This is a genomic window from Nocardia stercoris (genome assembly GCF_003696265.1).
Lineage (GTDB): Bacteria > Actinomycetota > Actinomycetes > Mycobacteriales > Mycobacteriaceae > Nocardia > Nocardia stercoris.
The window spans coordinates 351,819-369,368 of the sequence record NZ_RFFH01000002.1 but is presented as its reverse complement, the minus strand read 5'-3'; the positions used below and the strand labels follow the sequence as shown (position 1 = coordinate 369,368).

Here is a 17,550-nt window from a genome sequence, read left to right as displayed (position 1 = left end):
CCGGATTCGAGCTGGTCAGCGGCCGCGGCGGCAGCGTGGGCGCGACCACACAGGCTGCCCGGCCGGGACCCGCCGCCACCGGTAGGCTGAGTGACCGGCAACGGTTCAGGAGGGCTTCTTCGTGCAGATCACCAGCGTCGGACACGCCGGATTCCACATTCGCACCGCAGCCGGGACGATTCTCTGCGACCCATGGGTCAACCCGGCCTACTTCGGTTCGTGGTTCCCGTTCCCGGACAACACCGGGCTGGACTGGGACGAGCTGGGCGATGTCGACTTCCTGTACGTCTCGCACCTGCACCGCGACCACTTCGACGCGCGGACCCTGCTGGACCACGTGAACAAGGACGCCACAGTCCTGCTGCCCGACTATCCGGTGCCGGACCTGCAGCGCGAACTCGAGAAGCTGGGCTTCCACACGTTCTTCGAGACCGAGAACTCGGTCAAACACACGGTGACCGGACCGGGCGGCGACCTGGACGTGATGGTGATCGCGCTGCGCGCGCCCGCCGACGGCCCGATCGGTGACTCCGGTCTCGTCGTCTCCGACGGGGAAACCGTGTGCTTCAACATGAACGACGCGCGCCCGGTCGACATGGACGTGCTGCACGACGCGTTCGGCCCGGTCGACATCCACCTGCTGCAGTACTCGGGCGCCATCTGGTACCCGATGGTGTACGACATCCCCGCACGCACCAAGTCGAACTTCGGCAAGCAGAAGCGCCAGCGCGGTATGGACCGGGCGCGCAGCTACATCGAGCAGGTCGGCGCCACCTGGGTAGTGCCCTCGGCCGGGCCGCCGGTGTTCCTCGACGACGCCCTGCGCTACCTCAACGACGACCGGGGCGACGAGGGCAACATCTTCCCCGACCAGATGACGTTCCTCGAGCAGATGCGCATCCACGGCAACGAGGGCGGGATCCTGATGATCCCCGGCTCGGTCGCCGACGTGCGCGGCAAGGAACTGTCGCTGACCCACCCGGTGGACCCGGACACCATCTACGGCGACAAGGCCGCCTACATCGAGGACATGGCCCAGCGCCTGAAGCCGGTGCTGGACGCCGAGAAGGCTTCGTGGGCAACGGGTTCCGGCGCACTGCTGGAACCGCTGCGGGAGCTGTTCGAGCCGATCATGCGGCAGTCCGACCAGATCTCCGACGGCATCGGCTATCCCGTCGGCCTGGTACTCGGCGACGAAACCGTGGTGCTGGACTTCCCGAACCGCACGGTGCGCGCGCCGATCGAGGGAGAAGGCCGGTACCGCTACGGTTTCCGCATCCACCCGGACCTGGTCCGCACGGTGCTGCGCGACAACGAACCCGACTGGGTGAACACCATCTTCCTGTCCACCCGCTTCGAGGCGTGGCGGATCGGCGGCTACAACGAATACCTGTACACGTTCTTCAAATGCCTCACCGACGAGCGGATCGCCTACGCCGACGGCTGGTTCGCCGAGAGCCACGACGACACCGCGAGCTGCGAACTCGGCGGCTGGGAGATCCAGCGCCGCTGCCCCCACCTCAAGGCCGACCTGTCGAAATTCGGTGTGGTGGAAGGCAACACCCTCACCTGCAACCTGCACGGCTGGCAGTGGAACCTGGAGACCGGCGCCTGCAAAACCTCCAAGGGCCACGAACTCCGCAGCCGCAAGCTGTAATCGGTATCGCGGCCATCGCAAGACCGCAGTCCGAACGGGCTGCACTCGAATTTCATTCGGGGGCGGATGAATCCGTGTGCGAATGGGCTGCCAGTGCGACCGCCACCAAGGTCAGCGCGCAACCCGCTACTGCTGTCACGGACAGTCCGACGCCCGACGAGGGTGTGACCACGTCCAGGAGCAGTGCCATTGCCAGCTGGCCGGCGACCGAGGTCAGGCCGAGTAGCAGGACGCCGATCAGGCGGACCGCTACGGCCGCGGTAGCGATGAAGGTGATGCCGATGAGGCCGCCGCTGTAGAGCCAGGGCTGTGACGGGATCTGCTCGGGCATACCGGAAAACGCTACGTGGATCGCCTCGACCGCGATCAGCGCGAGGAAGCCGGTCGCGAAGTTGATCGTGGTGGCCGCATAGGTGCCGGCCGCCGCAGCCGCCAGGGTGTCACCCGTCGACGCACGGCCCGCGGTCTGCGTACTCGTGCCGCCGCGGACAGGCGCCGCGGCACCGGCGGCGGCGACCCGCCCGTTGACCGCCTGCTGCCAGGCCAGCGTGACACCGGCCAGCGCGGGCAACATGACCAGCGCCCAGGAACCGCCGGCAGGTCCGGAACCGTTGCGTCCCAACGCCGTCAGGGCCACGGCCGCCAGCGCCACCGCGGCCCCGCCGATCCGCCACCCGGTGATCGCCGTCCGTCCCCGCGGCCCGACCCCGAGCCGGTCCACCACCAGACTGCTGACCAGCTGGCCCGCGACCACCGACACCGCGAACACCGTGACCCCGAGCGCCGCCACCGACAAGCCCTGACTGGTCACGAAGAACGCCCCGCACAACCCGCCGAGCAGCTGCCAGGGCCGCAGCACGCCACCGGCCACCGCCGCCCGCACCCGCCCGACCCCGGACCGCGCCTGCCCACTCACCAGATACGCCACCATCAACAGAATCAGCCCGGACCCGAAACTGACCACGGCAGCACCGATTCCGTCGTGTAGCCGCGCCCCCAGCGCGCCGTTCACCCGCCCCTGGGTCGCCACCCCGGCCCCGATGGCGAAACCCAGCCCCAACCCCACCTCGCGCCCCATCACCCGGCAATGGTCCCATCTCGCGTCACCCGCAACCCGCACCGCCGGGCAACCGCATCACCGGACTCCGGCAACCACAGCACCCTTGGATGTGATCTACCGCACTCGGCGACGAGTCCTCCCGACCAGGTCCGTCATCACCGCAGACAGCATCGTTCGACCGAGGAGATCACCATGGCCACCACCACCCGCCCGCACGGCCCCGCCTCGTACTTCCCGTCCATCGAGGCGAAATACGGTCGTCCGGTCGACGATTGGTTCGATGCGCTGAACGCCTCGGGCATCGCGGGGCACAAGGACCTCGTCGACTGGCTGAAGTCCGTGCACGCCATGGGTCACGGCCACGCGAACGCCCTCGTGCAGTTCCACCTGAACCCCGGCAAGTGGGAGCGCTGAGCGCGGTCAGTTGCCCGGGTCGTCCATCGGGATCCAGCCCTTGGCCGCGAAGTCGGCGTCCGGTACGCCCGCGCCCACCAGGCCGCGGTGTTCGTTCAGGTCGTTGATCAACGCGGCGACCGGGTGCGAGTCGCTGTAGTGGTAGCCCTGCGCCAGGGCGAAGCCCAGTTCGGTGAGGACGGCCGCCTGGTACTCGGTCTCGACGCCCTCGGCGATCACCTGCAGGTCCAGTGACTTGCTCAGTGCCGCAATGACACCCAACAGTGGCGGGGCCGGGGAGTCGGAGCGGATGGCTGCCACGAAGGACTGGTCGACCTTGAGGATGTCGCTGGGGATGGTCGCCAGCCGGCTGAGCGAGGAGTATCCGGTGCCGAAGTCGTCGATGGCGATCCGCACCCCCTGGTCGCGCAGCTGGTGCAGATTCGCGATGGCGGTCTGGGATTCGGCCGCCAGCTCGCTCTCGGTGACCTCGAGCACCAGCTGATCGGCCGGCCAGCCGGTTTCGGCGAGGATGCCGGAAACCTTGTCGGCGTATCCGGCTTCGGCCAGTTCCAGTCCGCTCACATTGACGTTCAAGGTCAGATCGAGCTGGGCGAAGGTCTCCTGCAGCCGGGCCGCGTCCGAGCAGGACCGGCGCAGCACGAGTTCGTCGAGGTCGGAGATGAGGTCGTACTCCTCGGCGACCCGGATCAGCCCCTCGGTGGTGACGTCGGGTTGCGCGCTCGACGACCAGCGCAGCAGGGCCTCGACCCCGACGGTCTTGCTGCCGTCGCCGGACAGGCTCACGATCGGCTGATAGTGCACGTCCAGCGCGCCCTGGTCGATCGCCTGCCGCAGTTCCACCGCGAGCGGCAGCTGCCGCGCCGATTCCAGCACGGTCCGGTTGCGGCCGGCCTGCTTGGCCCGGTACAGGCCGACATCCGCGCGGCTGACCAGCAGCGACGCCGATTCGCCCGGCTGCCACGAGGTGACACCGGCCGAGCAGCCGGTGGTCACTGCTGCCCGCAGCTGTTCGGTCAGCAGGATCGCGGCCTGCTCGGTGACATTGGGCAACAGCAGCGCGAACGCGTCGCCGCCGTAGCGGGCGAGCCGCTGATCGGGAGCCAACAGTTTGGACCAGGTGTCGGAAACCCGCTGCAGCACTGCGTCACCGGCCCGGTGGCCGAGGTGGTCGTTGATCTTCTGGAACCGGTCCAGGTCCACCAGCACCAGCGCGAGCCCCTGCTCGGCGCGGGTCGCGTAGTCGATGGCCGCGTTCAGGGCGCGATCGAACCCGCGCCGGTTGAGCAGGCCGGTCAAGGTGTCGATATCGGCATCGGCCGCCATGCGGGTGAGAATGCCCACCACGATCGCGACACCGACGGTGACACCGGCCGGGATCATGCCCGACCACCACGGCAGCCCACGGGTCGGCAAGGCCACCAGGCACAACGCCACCGCCAGGCCGACGTGGACCGCCACCCACTGCCAGGCGAAGAAGATCGCGGCATCGCAGGCCACGAAGACGTAGAACGCGGCGAGACCGATCCCGCCGATCGTGTTGGGGAACCAGTGCACCGCGACGGTCACCAGGACGGTCGCGGTCGCCAGATAGCCGTGATGGACCAGATGCGGCAGCCGCGGCCCCCACACCAGCAGGCTGAGGCCGAGCGCCACCGAGATGGCCGCGGCGATGCCGACCAGTGGGCGGTTGCCTTCGTCGCCCGGCGCGATGGCCGTGATGATCAAGCCCAGCACGCCACCCATGACATAGAACGCACCGGTGGTGCGAGCCATCAACCTGGCCGTCGCCAGCGCCGACGCCGCCCGCACACGTGTGCGGGTGTCCCCGCGAGACTTCATTCCTCGCACGCTCAACAGCCTAGACACAAGTGCCGAAGGCAGTAGTCACAACGACAGGAATCATCGGGCAACGCCGGGCCGGGTCCGACGGTGATAGCGAAGGCATGCTGGCATTGTCCGTGTTCCCCGGGCCGGACGCAGGTCCGCGGCGGCCGAAACCCGGCAATATGAGTGAACTCTCAGTTATCGAGGGGTCCGGCGAGACGAAAGTCACGCCAGCGGTTCGAGAACCTCACGGCCGACGAACGGCACCAGCGCCGCCGGAACCCGGACCGATCCGTCGGCCTGCTGGTGGTTCTCCAGCAGTGCGACGATCCAGCGGGTGGTGGCCAGCGTGCCGTTGAGCGTGGCCGCGATCTGCGGCTTCCCGTTCTCGTCGCGGTACCGCACCGACAGCCGGCGGCCCTGGAACGTGGTGCAATTCGAGGTCGAGGTGAGCTCGCGGTAGGCCTGCTGGCTGGGTACCCAAGCCTCGCAGTCGAACTTGCGCGCCGCCGAGCTGCCCAGATCCCCGGCCGCGACATCGATCACGCGGTAGGGCACCTCGATCGCGGCCAGCATCTCCTTCTCCCAGTTCAGCAACCGCAGGTGTTCGGCGTCGGCCTCTTCGGGCCGGCAGTAGACGAACATCTCGACCTTGTCGAACTGATGCACCCGGATGATGCCGCGGGTGTCCTTGCCGTAGCTGCCCGCCTCGCGCCGGAAGCACGACGACCAGCCGGCGTACCGCTTCGGACCCGCGGACAGGTCGAGGATCTCGCCCGAGTGGTAGCCGGCCAGCGGCACCTCCGACGTCCCGACCAGGTACATGTCGTCGTCGGCCAGGTGGTAGACCTCGGCCGAGTGCTGGCCCAGGAAACCGGTACCGGCCATGATCTCCGGGCGCACGAGCACCGGCGGGATCATCATGGTGAAACCGTTCGCCACCGCCCGCTGCGCCGCCAGCTGCAGCAGTCCGAGCTGCAGCAGCGCGCCATATCCGGTGAGGAAGTAGAACCGCGAGCCCGAGACTTTGACGCCGCGTTCCATGTCGATCAGCCCGGCGGCCTCGCCGAGGTCGAGGTGGTCCTTGGGCTCGAAGTCGAACTCCGGCGGCGTGCCGATGTGCTCGAGCACGATGTAGTCGTCCTCGCCGCCGGCGGGCGCACCCTCCTGGACCACGTTCGAGATGGCCCGGTGGGCGGTGTCCATGTCGGCGTCGGCGGCCTTCTCGGCGGCCTCGGCCTCCTTGACCTTCGCCGACAGTTCCGAGCCGAGCGCGAGCAGCGCGGGCCGCTCGTCCGGGGAAGCCTTGCCGACCTTCTTGCCCAGCGCCTTCTGCTCGGCACGCAGTGCGTCGGCGTTGGCGACGGAGGCGCGCCGCGTGGCGTCGGCCTCGAGCAGGGCATCCACCAGTGCCGGGTCCTCGCCGCGGGCCCGCTGGCTGGCGCGGACCGCGTCCGGGTTCTCACGCACGAATCGCAGGTCGATCATGTGACCAGACTAGTGGGCGCGTCCAGCGCGAATTGCACCTGGTCCGCCCGCGAAACGGCGCGCGGGGGTGGCCCGATTCTGGCGGCGCCGCCGCCACGCTGCCATCATGGACCGCAATGTCCACCGATCATGTGCCCACGAAACCGGCACCCGTCGACGCGGAATCCGGGCCCGCCGCCGGGCCGAACCCGTCCGCGCGTGGCCGCCTGCCCGCGCACAAGCTGCGCTGGGGGCTGCTGGCGGTGGCCGCCGGCGCGATCCTCGCGGCCGGGGCCACGATGGCGCTGTCCGGCGGTTTCCGCACCTCGCATCTGGAGGCACACGACCCGGGCAGTACCCATCCGACCGGGAAGTCGAACGCGGCGTTCGGCAGCGCCAAGTCCGGCGACTGCCTGACCTGGACCGACGCCAAGACCCTGGACCTGACCAAGGTGAACTGTTCGGACAAGCACCTGTTCGAGGTGACCGCCGACATCGATCTGAGCAAGTACCCGGGCAAGGAGTTCGGGCCGGAGGCGCCGTTCCCGGACTCGCTGCGCTTCAGCGAGCTGCGCGACGAGAACTGCGGTCCCGCCGCCGCCGACTATCTGGGCGGCAAGCTGGACCCGCGCGGCAAGTTCGTGGTCGGCATGATCAATCCGGGTGACCCGGGGTGGCGCAGCGGCGACCGGACCATCCGCTGCGGCCTGCAGCTGGTCAGCGCGAACGGCAACGCCACCCAGCAGTCCACCGGCCGGGTGCAGAACGCGGACCAGTCCCGGATCTTCGAACCCGGCACCTGCATCGGCCTCACCCAGAACCTGCCGACCAACGAACCGGTCGACTGCGCGAAACCGCATGCCTACGAAGTGATCTCGGTGGTCGACCTGAGCCAGCAGTTCCAGGGCCCGCCGCCGGACAACGACGCCCAGGACAAGTTCATGCAGGACCAGTGCAGTCACGCGGTGGACGAATACCTGGGCGGCCAGGACGATCTGATGAACAAGACCCTCACCGCGTTCTGGGACAACCTCGACCCGCGCAGCTGGCTGGTCGGCAGCCACAAGCTGAACTGCTTGGTGGGCAAGGGCTCCCAGGACGGCTTCTCGTCCATCACCGGAAGTGCGAAGGGCGACATCCAGATCGACGGCCAGGCCCCGGTACCGCCACCGAGTTCGGGCCGGTCGACGCCGGCGCCGCTGCCCGGCGCCGCGCCGCCGCGCTGAACGTCCGGAGATTGCCGTGGGTGTGCGGATGTCCGACGACCGGTTCGAGGAATTGGTCGCCGACGCACTGGATTCGATTCCGCCGCAGTTGGCGCGCGCGATCGACAACGTGGTGGTGTTGATCGAGCCGCGGCATCCCGACGAGCCTGACCTGCTGGGACTCTACGAGGGCATTGCGCTGACCGAACGGCTGGACAGCGAGTACGGAGGCTCGCTCCCGGACCGGATCACCGTGTACCGCAACGCGATTCTGGACATGTGCGGGAGCGAAGCCGAGGTGGTGGACGAGGTGGCGATCACGGTCGTGCACGAACTTGCCCACCATTTCGGGATTGACGAGGACCGCCTTCATCAGCTGGGATGGGGATAGTCTGTCGTCTGCGGGCGACCGAGTCGAGTGAGGTGCGAACCTGCGGACTCGAAGCAACCGGATCTCGGGGGAACCGGATCGGGGGATGTCGCGTCCAACGATGTGTGGGAAGTTTTGGCGGTCAAGGGGACTGCCGGGGGGCCCACACAGCGAGGTCCGGACCGCTCGGTCGGGCCCGCGGGCCGCGAACCGAAGGAGGTCCAGTCATGTTTGGTCTGGTCAACGTCAGTCACGAGACGATCGAGGCAGCCGCCACCGAGCTGGAACTGCTCGCCGACCGGCTAACGGCCGCGCACGCCGCCGCAATCTCGTCCACCGACTTCGTCGTGCCCTCCGGCGCCGAGGAGGTCTCGATCCACGCGGCCGCGCACCTCAGCGAGGCGGGCGGTAGCCACACCGCGTCGGTCACCCGCGGCATCTTCGAGCTGCAGAACGCGGCGGCCACGCTGCGCGCCCAGCTCGCGGCGTACAACGCGCACGACGACAGCCACGCCGCCGGCATCGCCGCCCAGACCGCCACGATCACCGAGGTCTGACCGGAGCTACCCGGCCACACCGCAGAGCCCGAACAGACTTCAGACAACAGGGGAGAATTGTCATGGCATTTGGCGTTACCGGCGTCTATTGGCTCGCACGACTCGCCGAGGGCAACTCGGCCGCACTCAACGCCGGCACACACGGCGCGTCGGCCACCGCAGCGGCCGGCGCCTGGGGTGGGCTGGCCACCAGCTGGACCGAGGCGACCGCCACGGTCGGCCGGATCATGGCCGAGCTGGGTATCGGCCTGGCCGGCGAGAACGGCGACACGGTCGCCGGCAAGCTCACCAGCTTCACCGGCTGGGCCGGCCAGCAGAGCGCCATGGCCGCCGCCATGAGCGCCAAGGCCACCGCCCACGCCACCGCGTACACGGTCGCGTCGATCGCCATGCCGAGCATGCCGGAGATCCTGACCGCCGACGCGACCCGGGCCACCGCGCACGCGCTGGGCGGCGACCTGACCGGTGCCGCCGAGGCGGCCGAGGCCGCGAAGGCCGCGCTGGACGTGCAGGCGGCCGCGGTCATGGAGACCTACGAGACGGCCACCGACATGACCACGTCCACCCCGAACTCCTTCGAGCAGCCGCCGTCGGTGGCCCAGCCCGGTGGTGCGGTCGAGGCCGCCGCGGACGCGGCCCCGACCGACCCGATCCAGGCCGCGATCGCGGCCGGTCAGGCCCTGCTGTCCGACCCGACCGTCGCGGCCGCGCTCTCGCAGGCGGGCCAGGTGCTCGGTGGCGTGGCCCCGACCGTCGTCTCCACCGCGGGAACCGTTGCGACCGGCGGCATTTCGAACGTCGTGAGCATGCTCGGCGCGGCCGGCCCGCTCGGCGGCCTGGGCATGGCCCCGGCCGTGACGGCCGGCACCGCGGTCGGCGCGGGCGCGGTCACCACCGCCGCGTCGTACCTCGGCGGTTCGTCGACGGTCAGCATCGGCAACAACGCGGGCGCGCTGCGCCTGCCCGCCGGCTGGGGCACGCCCGATATCACCGGCGGCGGTGCCACCTCGGCGGCCACGCCGCAGGTCCAGGTCACCACCGCACCCGCGCAGCCGGGTGCCGGCACCCCGGCCCGTGCGGCCACGACCGGTACCGGCGGCAACCCGCTGCTCGGCCGCGGCCACGCCGACGAGGAAGAGGACGGCGAGCACAAGGGCAAGGTCTACCGGCAGGACACCTCGCTCACCGACCAGAACATGGTCGCCGCGGGTGTCATCGGGGCCGACCTCACCGCCGAGGACGCCTGAGTGACCGTCCTGGGAGCCGGCCGCGGTCCGGCGCAGTTGGATGCGGTCGTGCTCTCGCTCGACGAGATGCAGTACCTCGTCGAGACCTTGCAGATCGAGGTCCCGGTGGTCCTGGACTTCCGGGCCCGCTACGACACCTACGACGTGCACCGGCGTGCGATGCAGGCCGCGGCCGAGTCGCTGGCGGCGCGGGAGCTGATCGTCGACGAGGTGATCCACAGCGAGCTGCAGGACCGGCTGCGGACACTGGATCGCCCGCACTGGGTGGTGGCATTGCGCTGGTACCAGGGCGAGCGGATCAACCGGGCTTGCATCGCGAAGGGCGACGACCTCGAGGTCGTGGTCCTGCGCGGGCCGGACAGCTACACCGTCGACGAGGCCGGGCACGACCTGCCGGGCACACTGATGGCCGCGCTCGGCCCGGCCGAGCCGCTCGAACTGAGCGGAATGAACGTGCTCACCGAGGAATTGGGCCCGATCATCGGCGACGCGGGTGATGCCGCCACCACCACCGCCCGGCTGGAGAAGGTGGGCCGTCCGCCGCGCGACGCCGCGGTCCTGGGCTCGGCGCTGGTGGAGGTGCCCTCGCACGCGTCCGTGGTGGGTGTCGTATACGGCGATGCCACCCGCGATATCAGCGACAACGCGGTCGCGGTGTTCAACACCCGGCACGGCCGCTTCCTGGTGACCACCACCCGCGCCGACGACGGCGTGCAGTGGAGTTCGCTGGCGAGCGGCACGCCGGCGCGGCTGCGTACTGCGCTGCGAGATCTGATCGAGCAGCTGCCGCTCCGGGCGGATTTCACGCCACCGAGCGGAATCATCTGAGCTCAGCGGAATCCGCTCGCTCGCAGCGGATCTCGCTGAGCCACAGCCGATTCCATCGCACTGCCATCGAGGCGAACCCTCGGCGGCGAATCAGCCCATCGGGTCGTCGGTTTCGGTGTGCGCGCCCGAGCCGAACGGTGGCGTGAACCGGCCCCAGCGGACGCAGTCCCAGCCGCCGGCGCGCGGGACCAGTTCGATGGTCTCGGTGTTGTCGAGGTGGTTGTCGGTGCTGAACGGCGGCGTCACCCCGCCGACCACCCGCCCGACCAGCCGCATGAGCGCGCCGTGGCTGACCACCAGGATGTCGCCGGTGGCGTTGTCCAGGTAGTCGGTGCGCAGGCGGTCCAGGACCGGCACGACACGGTCGAGCACGTCGGTGCCGGATTCGCCGCCGGGGATGCGCCGGTCGAGATCGCCTTCGTGCCAGGACCGGTAGATGTCGTGGAAGGCGCCGAGCGCGTCCGCGCCGGATCGGCCTTCCAGATCGCCGGCCTGCACCTCGAACATGTCGTCGAGCACCTGGGCCGCGACGCCGGTGACCGCCTCGATCTGGGCGGCGGTCTCCCGGGCGCGCAGCGCGGCCGAGCTGAACAGTCCGGCGGGCGGCCCGGGTAGCGTGCTCCCGAACGACTTCGCCTGTGCCACACCGCGTTCGGTGAGCGCGAGGCCGGGCAGCCGGGTATCGAGGAGCTTGGCGACATTGCCTTCGGTTTCGCCGTGGCGAACCAGGATCAAGCGGGCGGTCACAGGTCGGCCACCCCTTTCTCGAGATCGTGCAGCCACGCGGTGGCGGCCTCGTCCGACGGCGGCGGGGTACCGGTCGGCGTTGCGGTGGGCCAGGATCCGAGGAACAGGATCCGGCCGGCGGTGCGGTGCAAGGCTTTCAGGGCCTCGGCGACGGCGCGGTCGCGAATGTGGCCGACGCAGTCGAGGTAGAAGACATAGGTGCCCAGGCCGGTTCGGCTCGGCCGGGATTCGATCCGGGTGAGATCGATACCGCGGGTGGCGAATTCGGCGAAGACCCGCATCAGCGCGCCAGGCTCGTTGGACAGTTCCAGGATCACCAGCGAGGTGCGGTCCGATCCGGTGCGCGGCGGCACCTCCTGCGGGCGGGTGACGAGCACGAAGCGGGTCACCGCCTGATCGTGGTCGGCCACACCGGAAGCCAGCACTGCCAGGCCGAGCCGCTCACCCGCCAGCGCGGTCGAGACCGCGGCGTCGGCCTTGCCGGCCGCAACGTCCTCGGCCGCAGCGGCATTCGAGGCGGCGACGCGAATCTCCGCGTGCGGCAGGTGCTTCTCCAGCCACTTGCGAACCTGCGCGGTCGCCACCGGGTACCCGGCGATACTGCGCACATCGGCCAGGTCGATGCCCGGCCGGGCCAGGATCGTGAAGGCCACGTCGAGCTCGGTCTCGGCGACGATCTGCAGCCGCGAGCCGGTGGCCAGCGCGTCCATGGTCGGGGAGATCCCGCCCTCGACCGAGCTCTCGATCGGGACCACCGCGCCCTCGACGACTCCCTCGCGCACCAGTTCCAGGGTCGAGCCCTGGCTGGGTGCCGGGACCCGCTCGACCGGTCCGTCGAACGCGCCGGACTGTTCGAGCTGGGCGAGGGCCATCTCCGTGAAGGTTCCCGAGGGGCCGAAATAGGCGATACGCGGCACGCCTACGAGATTACTGGTCGGTCGCCGCGCGGCCCATGGATTGGCTCACCGGGATGGTGAAACCGTGGCGCGAGCGGCGCCGAACGTGGTCACCGACCGGCTTCCAGGACCGACAATCCGGAGCCCACTGCGTCCGGTTCGCCGGTTTCGATCGCGGTCAGCACGTCGCGGACCGCGTCCTCGGCCGGTGCCGACAGTCCGCGCAGGAACTCGATGTCCGGCATGGCGAGGGCCGCGCGGATGTCCTCGCCGCAGAGTGCGGCCGCGGTTGCCGCGACAACTGCCAGGGCCCGGTCGCCGGAGTCGGTGCGCGCCACGAACCCGGTGTCGGCGTGGGCGATTCGGGCCAGGAACGCGGCGACCTCGGCGTCGTCGGCGGCCAGGTCGAGTACCGGTAGGTCGGTCCGTTCCGATACCGCCCGCACGAGTCCGGTCACCAGTCCGCGGCGGGCGGCCGGTGGCACGCTCAGCGAGACGAGGACCGGTTCCGAGTGCGGGGAGACGTCGTGGGGCACGGTTCCACCGTAGCCAGCACCGCGCCACCGGCCGATAACCCCCCACAGTGATCGCCGGCGCTCTCCGGCAGTACATGGGTAGCCGATATCCCCCATCGGGGTACCCGCGGCCGGACGAGCAACATCCCGGGTCGCGGTGCGGCCCGGGATGTTCGTTCTCGAGTGGTCCCGTAGCGATACGGGAGCGCGAAACCTCCTGCTAGATCGGGAAGAACAGGCCGATCGTGCCGCCGATCACGGCGCCGACCCCGCAGCCGACCACGGCACCGACGAGGAAGAACCAGATGCCGATCGCGATACCGACGAGGCAGCCGACGCTCGCGCCGACGAGAGCGCCGATCAGCAGGGCGTCATGCATCAGCGGGTTGGCCTGCGTGTCGAGCGCCGTCTGGGAGGTCATCGGACCACCGGAAGGAGTGATCGTCAGTTCGGTGTTGTCGTGGCTGAGGACCGGAGTGATGGAGAAGTCCTGACCTGCCTGCGTGGAGTAGTTCGTCGGGATGTTGCCGACGTTCGTTCCATCGTCCGCCAGCACATTGATGGTGCCGTCGGAAGCCAGCGCGAAGTGCCCGGAGGACAGATCGACGGTGGCACTGTGGTGATCGGCTGCCAGTGTCGTGGTGTACGCGACGGGGCCGGCGGAGTTCTGCATCGTGAAGTCGGCGGCCTGCCCGTTGGCCATCACGGTTGCTATCGCGGTGGAGCCGATGGCGACTGCTGCTGTTCCTAGAAACTTCCTTGTTGCGGTCATTGCCCTTCCAATCATCCGATTCCCTGAAAACCCCCGCGTTGAACTGAACACATTTCTTCCGGACCGAATCGATCATCCCGTGCCACACCTTTGGGTGTCCACAGGGGACAGCGTCCGTCTATTACAAACTTCTAGTTTGGTTTCACGGCACAGACCTGCGGTTCATGCGCAGTCCGGACAGCGGGTTCACCCGGTTTTATTACCATCGGCGCGCACCGTTTCCGCGCTACCGGAATCAAAAGTGAATTCAGGGGTGGAAACAGGGGCCTATAATAATGTCCCGGGCCGCCGGCCTGGAGTGGCCGGCGACCCGGGACGTAGGTGGGATCCCGCGTACTAGAACGGGGTGCCCAGGCCGATCGCTCCGCCGATGAAGGCACCGATCACACAGCCGACGATGGCGCCGACCAGGAAGATCCAGATACCGATCAGGACGCCGATGAAGCAGCCGATCCCGATGCCGATGAACGCACCGCCGACCGCCGCCTCGTGCAGTAGCGGGCCGGCCTGCGCGTCCAACGCGGCGGGGTCCGCCACCGGGCCACTGGTCGGTGTCAGCGTCAGCTCGGTGGCGTCACCGTTCAGGCTCGCGCCGAGCGTGATGTTCTGCCCGTTCAGCGTGGTGTAGCTGGTGGGGATGGTGCCGACGTTCGTACCGTCATCGGCCAACACGCCGATGGTTCCGTCCGATGCCATGACGAAGTGTCCGGAGGACAGATCGACGGTGGCACTGTGGTGGTCTGCGGCCAGTGTTGTCGTGTATGCGACCGGACCGACAGAGTTCTGGAGGCTGAACGCAGCGGCCTGCCCGTTCGCCATGGCGGTTGCGATCGCGGTGGAGCCGACGGCGACTGCTGCGGTTCCGATCAACTTCTTGGTTGTGATCATTGCCCGTCCAATCATCCGGTGATCTGAACCCCGACCCAGACGATCATGCCGCGCCCATCGACCGATACCAATGGGACACGAGGGACTATCGGTACAAATTTCCGACGCGGTTCCGACCCTTCTACCTGTGTTTTTGTTGATCTCGGCCAGTTAATTCACCCTGGGTGGACCTCCCACGAACACCGATACCGGGCGGCATCCGCCGCCCGGTATCGGTACCTGTGACCCTCGCGAGTCTCCCGCCTTCCTAGATCGGGAAGAACAGGCCGATGGTCGCGCCGATCGTGGCGCCTACCACGCAGCCGACCACCGCGCCGACCACGAAGAACCAGACACCGAGCACCACGCCGACCCAGCAGCCAAAGGCCGCGCCGAAGACCGCGCCGATCAGCAGTGCGTCGTGCATGAGGGTGTTGGACTGGTCCAGAGCCGTCCGAGTGGGCTGCGGGCCCGTGTTCGGGGTCATCACCAGTTCGGTGTTGTCGTTGGCCAGAGCCAAGTTGATGGAGAAGTCACCGGATGGTGTCGAGTACGCCGTCGGGATATTTCCGGCGACCGTGCCGTCGTCCGCTGTCACGTTGACCGAGCCGTCGGGGAGCGTCACGAAGTGGCCGGAGGCCAGGTCGATGGTGGCGCTGCGGTGGTCCGCACCGAGGCTGGTGGTGTAGGCGATGCCACCGGTCGTGTTCTGTACGACGAAGTCGGCGGCTTGCCCGTTCGCTGTCGCGGACGCTATCGCCAGTGCGGAGATAGCCAGTGTCGTGGTGCCGAGCATCTTCTTGGCATTCATGGCCCTTCCGATCATCCTTTTTCCTTGGCCCTCCCCCGAACACAAAACCGATACAATAATCAATCATTGCGCGTGAAGATTCAAACGTCTACGGGTTGCAGGGACCTTTATTGCAAACTTTTGGTATGATTTATTACCCTATTCTGAAAAATTACTGATTCAGGACCTCGGATTCACCCGGATAATTCGATAGATCACGTCACTGACCCTGAATGTAAAGAAATATTGTGGGTGAATTCCGGACCGGCCGGTGCGCCGGGCCGGCGGCGGCCGCCCTAGATTGACACCATGGTGGCGTCCGAGAACCCGTCCGAATCCGCTTGGCCCGCTGTGGGGGAGCGCGTCGCCCTCCAGCTGGAGATCCTCGTCGTCCTGGTCGTGACGTTCGGGCTCAGCGGCGCAGACGCCGCGCTGTCCCTGCTGCAGAGCGCGCTGTCACCCGGCGGAGTCGGCGGACAGACGGTGGCGCTCAATGCCTCCCGCGCCACGCAATCGACCATCGATCTGCTGTTCCAGTTGCTCGGCGACCTGCGGCTGCTCGGCTGGGGTGCGCTCGGGCTGTATCTGCTGTGGCGCAGCGGGATCGGCCCGAAAGCCTTGGGCCTGGCCCGGATCCGCGGCTGGGACCTCGGCGCCGGCGCCGCCCTGGCGGCGGTGATCGGATTGCCCGGCCTCGGACTGTATCTCGTCGCGCACGCCCTCGGCGCGAGCGTCACCATCGTGCCCAGCGGGCTCGGCGACCACTGGTGGCGACTGCCGGCGCTGATCCTCGCGGCGATCGCCAACGCCGTCGCGGAGGAGATCCTGGTGGTCGGCTACCTGGTCACCCGATTGCGGGCCCTGGGCTGGTCACCGAACCGGCAACTGGCCGCCTCCGCGCTGCTGCGCGGCAGCTACCACCTGTACCAGGGACTCGGCGGTGGACTCGGAAACCTGGTCATGGGCGTCGTTTTCGGCCGGTTCTGGCAGCGCACGACCCGGCTGTGGCCGCTGATCCTGGCGCACGCGACGATCGATACCGTCGCTTACGTCGGGTATACCGCTCTGCACGGACACGTCTCCTGGCTGCCCTGACGTTTTCTCAGGGCTTCGCCACAGTCGGTCCGTACAGTCGAAGCATGTACGGCGAGAACCGCGAGCAGCACGGACGGCGCAGGTGGGTCCCGGCGCCCGATCGCCGTCCCGCGCCCGGCCGCCCGCTGCCCGAACCCGCTCCACGGCCACCCCAGCCGAGACCCGCACCACACCAGCCCCGCCCCATCCCGCCGCTCGGTCATCGACCGGCCGCACCGGCCCGCCCGGTACCCCCGCCGAACCGGCGCGGCCGGACACCGCCACCGAGTTCGCCCGCACCCCACCGCAAGCACCGCATCGGCCGCTGGCTGCTGGTCGCCCTGCTGATCCTGGCACTGATCCCGATCGGATCGGGCATCTACTTCGACACCACGCTGCAGCGCGTCGCCGCGCTCGGCGACTACAGCGGCCGCCCGGCCCAGGGCGGCGGAACCAATTGGCTGCTGGCCGGTTCCGACAGCCGGGCCGGTCTGAGCGCCGCCGAGGAGTCCCAGCTGAGCACCGGTGACATCGCCGACGCGGGAGGTGAGCGCAGCGACACGATCATCCTGGTGCACATTCCCGGTTCCGGGCCGGCGACCGTGGTGAGCCTGCCCCGCGACTCGTATGTCCCGATCCCCGGCATCGGACGCGACAAGCTGAACGCCGCCTTCGCGGCCGGCGGCCCGAAGTTGCTGGCACAGACCGTCGAAACGATCACCGGCCTGCGCATCGACCACTTCGCCAAGATCGGCTTCGGTGGTTTCGCCGGGCTCGTCGACGATCTGGGCGGGATCGACATGTGCCTGCCGTACGCGGTGGACGATCCGCTGGCCGGGATCGACCTGCCGGCCGGCTGCCAACGGCTGTCCGGGCCGCAAGCGCTCGGTTTCGTGCGCTCGCGGGCCACCCCGCGGGCCGATCTGGACCGGATGAACAATCAGCGTCTGTTCCTGTCGGCGCTGCTGCACAAGGCAAGCAGCCCGGCGACCCTGCTCGATCCGTTCACGCTGTTCCCGATGGTCGCCGGGATCGCCGACAACGTCACCGTCGACAACGGGGACCACATCTGGGATCTGGCGAGCCTGGGCTGGGCGCTGCACAGCGACATCGTCGCGACCACCGTGCCGATCGGCGGCTTCGAGAACACGGCCGACAGTGGCAACGTGCTGCTCTGGGACCGGGCCCGCGCCGGCGCCTTCTTCGACGCCCTCGCCAAGGACCGGCCCGTGCCCGACGACCTGATCACGCGGTAGA

The 17,550-nt window shown here is 68.8% G+C and carries 18 protein-coding genes; 9 read left to right on the top strand and 9 right to left on the bottom strand.

The window, feature by feature from the left end; all coding sequences use genetic code 11:
- Nucleotides 1–121: 121 nt before the first annotated feature.
- On the top strand, nt 122–1,657 hold the full coding sequence (locus EBN03_RS07155; RefSeq protein WP_122187113.1) for a Rieske 2Fe-2S domain-containing protein: 1,536 nt from the start codon (nt 122–124) through the stop codon (nt 1,655–1,657).
- A gap of 52 nt (nt 1,658–1,709) precedes the next feature.
- Here the strand turns inward: EBN03_RS07155 and EBN03_RS07150 are convergent, their stop codons facing one another.
- Nucleotides 1,710–2,735 carry a DMT family transporter gene (locus EBN03_RS07150; protein WP_122187112.1) on the bottom strand — a complete coding sequence of 342 codons (1,026 nt, stop codon included), beginning with the start codon at nt 2,733–2,735 and terminating at the stop codon, nt 1,710–1,712.
- A 174-nt stretch (nt 2,736–2,909) separates the two neighbouring features.
- On the opposite strand from EBN03_RS07150, the gene EBN03_RS07145 reads away from it, so the two are divergent.
- The gene (locus tag EBN03_RS07145) at nt 2,910–3,131 is read left to right on the top strand and encodes a DUF4287 domain-containing protein (RefSeq protein WP_122187111.1); all 222 of its coding nucleotides are present in this window, start codon (nt 2,910–2,912) and stop codon (nt 3,129–3,131) included.
- A 6-nt stretch (nt 3,132–3,137) separates the two neighbouring features.
- Here the strand turns inward: EBN03_RS07145 and EBN03_RS07140 are convergent, their stop codons facing one another.
- Together EBN03_RS07140 and serS are read right to left on the bottom strand one after the other, a co-directional pair.
- Nucleotides 3,138–4,973 (bottom strand): putative bifunctional diguanylate cyclase/phosphodiesterase, encoded by a 1,836-nt coding sequence (locus EBN03_RS07140; protein ID WP_233608217.1) that lies wholly within the window; start codon nt 4,971–4,973, stop codon nt 3,138–3,140.
- A gap of 210 nt (nt 4,974–5,183) precedes the next feature.
- Nucleotides 5,184–6,446, bottom strand: a complete 1,263-nt coding sequence (gene serS, locus EBN03_RS07135) for a serine--tRNA ligase (RefSeq protein WP_122187110.1) — start codon at nt 6,444–6,446, stop codon at nt 5,184–5,186.
- Between the two features lie 116 nt (nt 6,447–6,562).
- Between serS and EBN03_RS07130 the strand changes: the two genes are divergently transcribed.
- From EBN03_RS07130 to EBN03_RS07110, 5 genes are all read left to right on the top strand, one after another.
- Entirely contained in the window at nt 6,563–7,651 is a 1,089-nt protein-coding gene (locus tag EBN03_RS07130) for a septum formation family protein (protein WP_122187109.1), read from the top strand.
- Nucleotides 7,652–7,679: 28 nt separating this feature from the next.
- Nucleotides 7,680–8,021 carry a metallopeptidase family protein gene (locus EBN03_RS07125; protein ID WP_122187362.1) on the top strand — a complete coding sequence of 114 codons (342 nt, stop codon included), beginning with the start codon at nt 7,680–7,682 and terminating at the stop codon, nt 8,019–8,021.
- Between the two features lie 206 nt (nt 8,022–8,227).
- A complete protein-coding gene (locus EBN03_RS07120; protein ID WP_122187108.1) occupies nt 8,228–8,557 on the top strand; it encodes a PE family protein in 330 nt (109 codons plus the stop codon).
- Between the two features lie 62 nt (nt 8,558–8,619).
- Nucleotides 8,620–9,804, top strand: a complete 1,185-nt coding sequence (locus EBN03_RS07115) for a PPE domain-containing protein (protein WP_122187107.1) — start codon at nt 8,620–8,622, stop codon at nt 9,802–9,804.
- Nucleotides 9,805–10,632, top strand: a complete 828-nt coding sequence (locus EBN03_RS07110) for an ESX secretion-associated protein EspG (protein ID WP_122187106.1) — start codon at nt 9,805–9,807, stop codon at nt 10,630–10,632.
- A 90-nt stretch (nt 10,633–10,722) separates the two neighbouring features.
- Here the strand turns inward: EBN03_RS07110 and EBN03_RS07105 are convergent, their stop codons facing one another.
- The 6 genes from EBN03_RS07105 to EBN03_RS07080 all read right to left on the bottom strand — a co-directional run bounded on the left by EBN03_RS07105 (nt 10,723) and on the right by EBN03_RS07080 (nt 15,240).
- On the bottom strand, nt 10,723–11,379 hold the full coding sequence (locus tag EBN03_RS07105) for a histidine phosphatase family protein (protein ID WP_199742647.1): 657 nt from the start codon (nt 11,377–11,379) through the stop codon (nt 10,723–10,725).
- On the bottom strand, nt 11,376–12,296 hold the full coding sequence (gene pheA / locus EBN03_RS07100; protein ID WP_122187105.1) for a prephenate dehydratase: 921 nt from the start codon (nt 12,294–12,296) through the stop codon (nt 11,376–11,378). The genes EBN03_RS07105 and pheA overlap by 4 nt, the downstream gene beginning before the upstream one ends.
- 89 nt (nt 12,297–12,385) lie before the next feature.
- A complete protein-coding gene (locus EBN03_RS07095) occupies nt 12,386–12,811 on the bottom strand; it encodes a hypothetical protein (RefSeq protein WP_122187104.1) in 426 nt (141 codons plus the stop codon).
- A 199-nt stretch (nt 12,812–13,010) separates the two neighbouring features.
- Nucleotides 13,011–13,613: a hypothetical protein gene (locus EBN03_RS07090; RefSeq protein WP_147471480.1), complete on the bottom strand. Its 603-nt coding sequence runs from the start codon at nt 13,611–13,613 to the stop codon at nt 13,011–13,013.
- 285 nt (nt 13,614–13,898) lie between these two features.
- Nucleotides 13,899–14,450 carry a hypothetical protein gene (locus EBN03_RS07085; RefSeq protein WP_122187102.1) on the bottom strand — a complete coding sequence of 184 codons (552 nt, stop codon included), beginning with the start codon at nt 14,448–14,450 and terminating at the stop codon, nt 13,899–13,901.
- Between the two features lie 247 nt (nt 14,451–14,697).
- Nucleotides 14,698–15,240: a hypothetical protein gene (locus tag EBN03_RS07080; RefSeq protein WP_122187101.1), complete on the bottom strand. Its 543-nt coding sequence runs from the start codon at nt 15,238–15,240 to the stop codon at nt 14,698–14,700.
- Between the two features lie 288 nt (nt 15,241–15,528).
- Here EBN03_RS07080 and EBN03_RS07075 point away from each other — a divergent pair, with 288 nt between their 5' ends.
- Both EBN03_RS07075 and EBN03_RS07070 read left to right on the top strand, forming a co-directional pair.
- On the top strand, nt 15,529–16,314 hold the full coding sequence (locus EBN03_RS07075; RefSeq protein ID WP_122187100.1) for a CPBP family intramembrane glutamic endopeptidase: 786 nt from the start codon (nt 15,529–15,531) through the stop codon (nt 16,312–16,314).
- 44 nt (nt 16,315–16,358) lie between these two features.
- A complete protein-coding gene (locus EBN03_RS07070) occupies nt 16,359–17,549 on the top strand; it encodes an LCP family protein (protein ID WP_122187099.1) in 1,191 nt (396 codons plus the stop codon).
- Nucleotide 17,550 lies beyond the last annotated feature (1 nt).

Excerpts from the sequence above, each read along its gene's own strand:
- EBN03_RS07150 (WP_122187112.1), bottom strand. The coding sequence starts at position 2,735 with ATGGGGCGCGAGGTGGGGTTGGGGCTGGGTTTCGCCATCGGGGCCGGG.
- EBN03_RS07145 (WP_122187111.1), top strand. The coding sequence starts at position 2,910 with ATGGCCACCACCACCCGCCCGCACGGCCCCGCCTCGTACTTCCCGTCC.
- EBN03_RS07140 (WP_233608217.1), bottom strand. The coding sequence starts at position 4,973 with ATGAAGTCTCGCGGGGACACCCGCACACGTGTGCGGGCGGCGTCGGCG.
- serS (WP_122187110.1), bottom strand. The coding sequence starts at position 6,446 with ATGATCGACCTGCGATTCGTGCGTGAGAACCCGGACGCGGTCCGCGCC.
- EBN03_RS07130 (WP_122187109.1), top strand. The coding sequence starts at position 6,563 with ATGTCCACCGATCATGTGCCCACGAAACCGGCACCCGTCGACGCGGAA.
- EBN03_RS07125 (WP_122187362.1), top strand. The coding sequence starts at position 7,680 with ATGTCCGACGACCGGTTCGAGGAATTGGTCGCCGACGCACTGGATTCG.
- EBN03_RS07120 (WP_122187108.1), top strand. The coding sequence starts at position 8,228 with ATGTTTGGTCTGGTCAACGTCAGTCACGAGACGATCGAGGCAGCCGCC.
- EBN03_RS07115 (WP_122187107.1), top strand. The coding sequence starts at position 8,620 with ATGGCATTTGGCGTTACCGGCGTCTATTGGCTCGCACGACTCGCCGAG.
- EBN03_RS07085 (WP_122187102.1), bottom strand. The coding sequence starts at position 14,450 with ATGATCACAACCAAGAAGTTGATCGGAACCGCAGCAGTCGCCGTCGGC.
- EBN03_RS07080 (WP_122187101.1), bottom strand. The coding sequence starts at position 15,240 with ATGAATGCCAAGAAGATGCTCGGCACCACGACACTGGCTATCTCCGCA.
- EBN03_RS07075 (WP_122187100.1), top strand. The coding sequence starts at position 15,529 with ATGGTGGCGTCCGAGAACCCGTCCGAATCCGCTTGGCCCGCTGTGGGG.
- EBN03_RS07070 (WP_122187099.1), top strand. The coding sequence starts at position 16,359 with ATGTACGGCGAGAACCGCGAGCAGCACGGACGGCGCAGGTGGGTCCCG.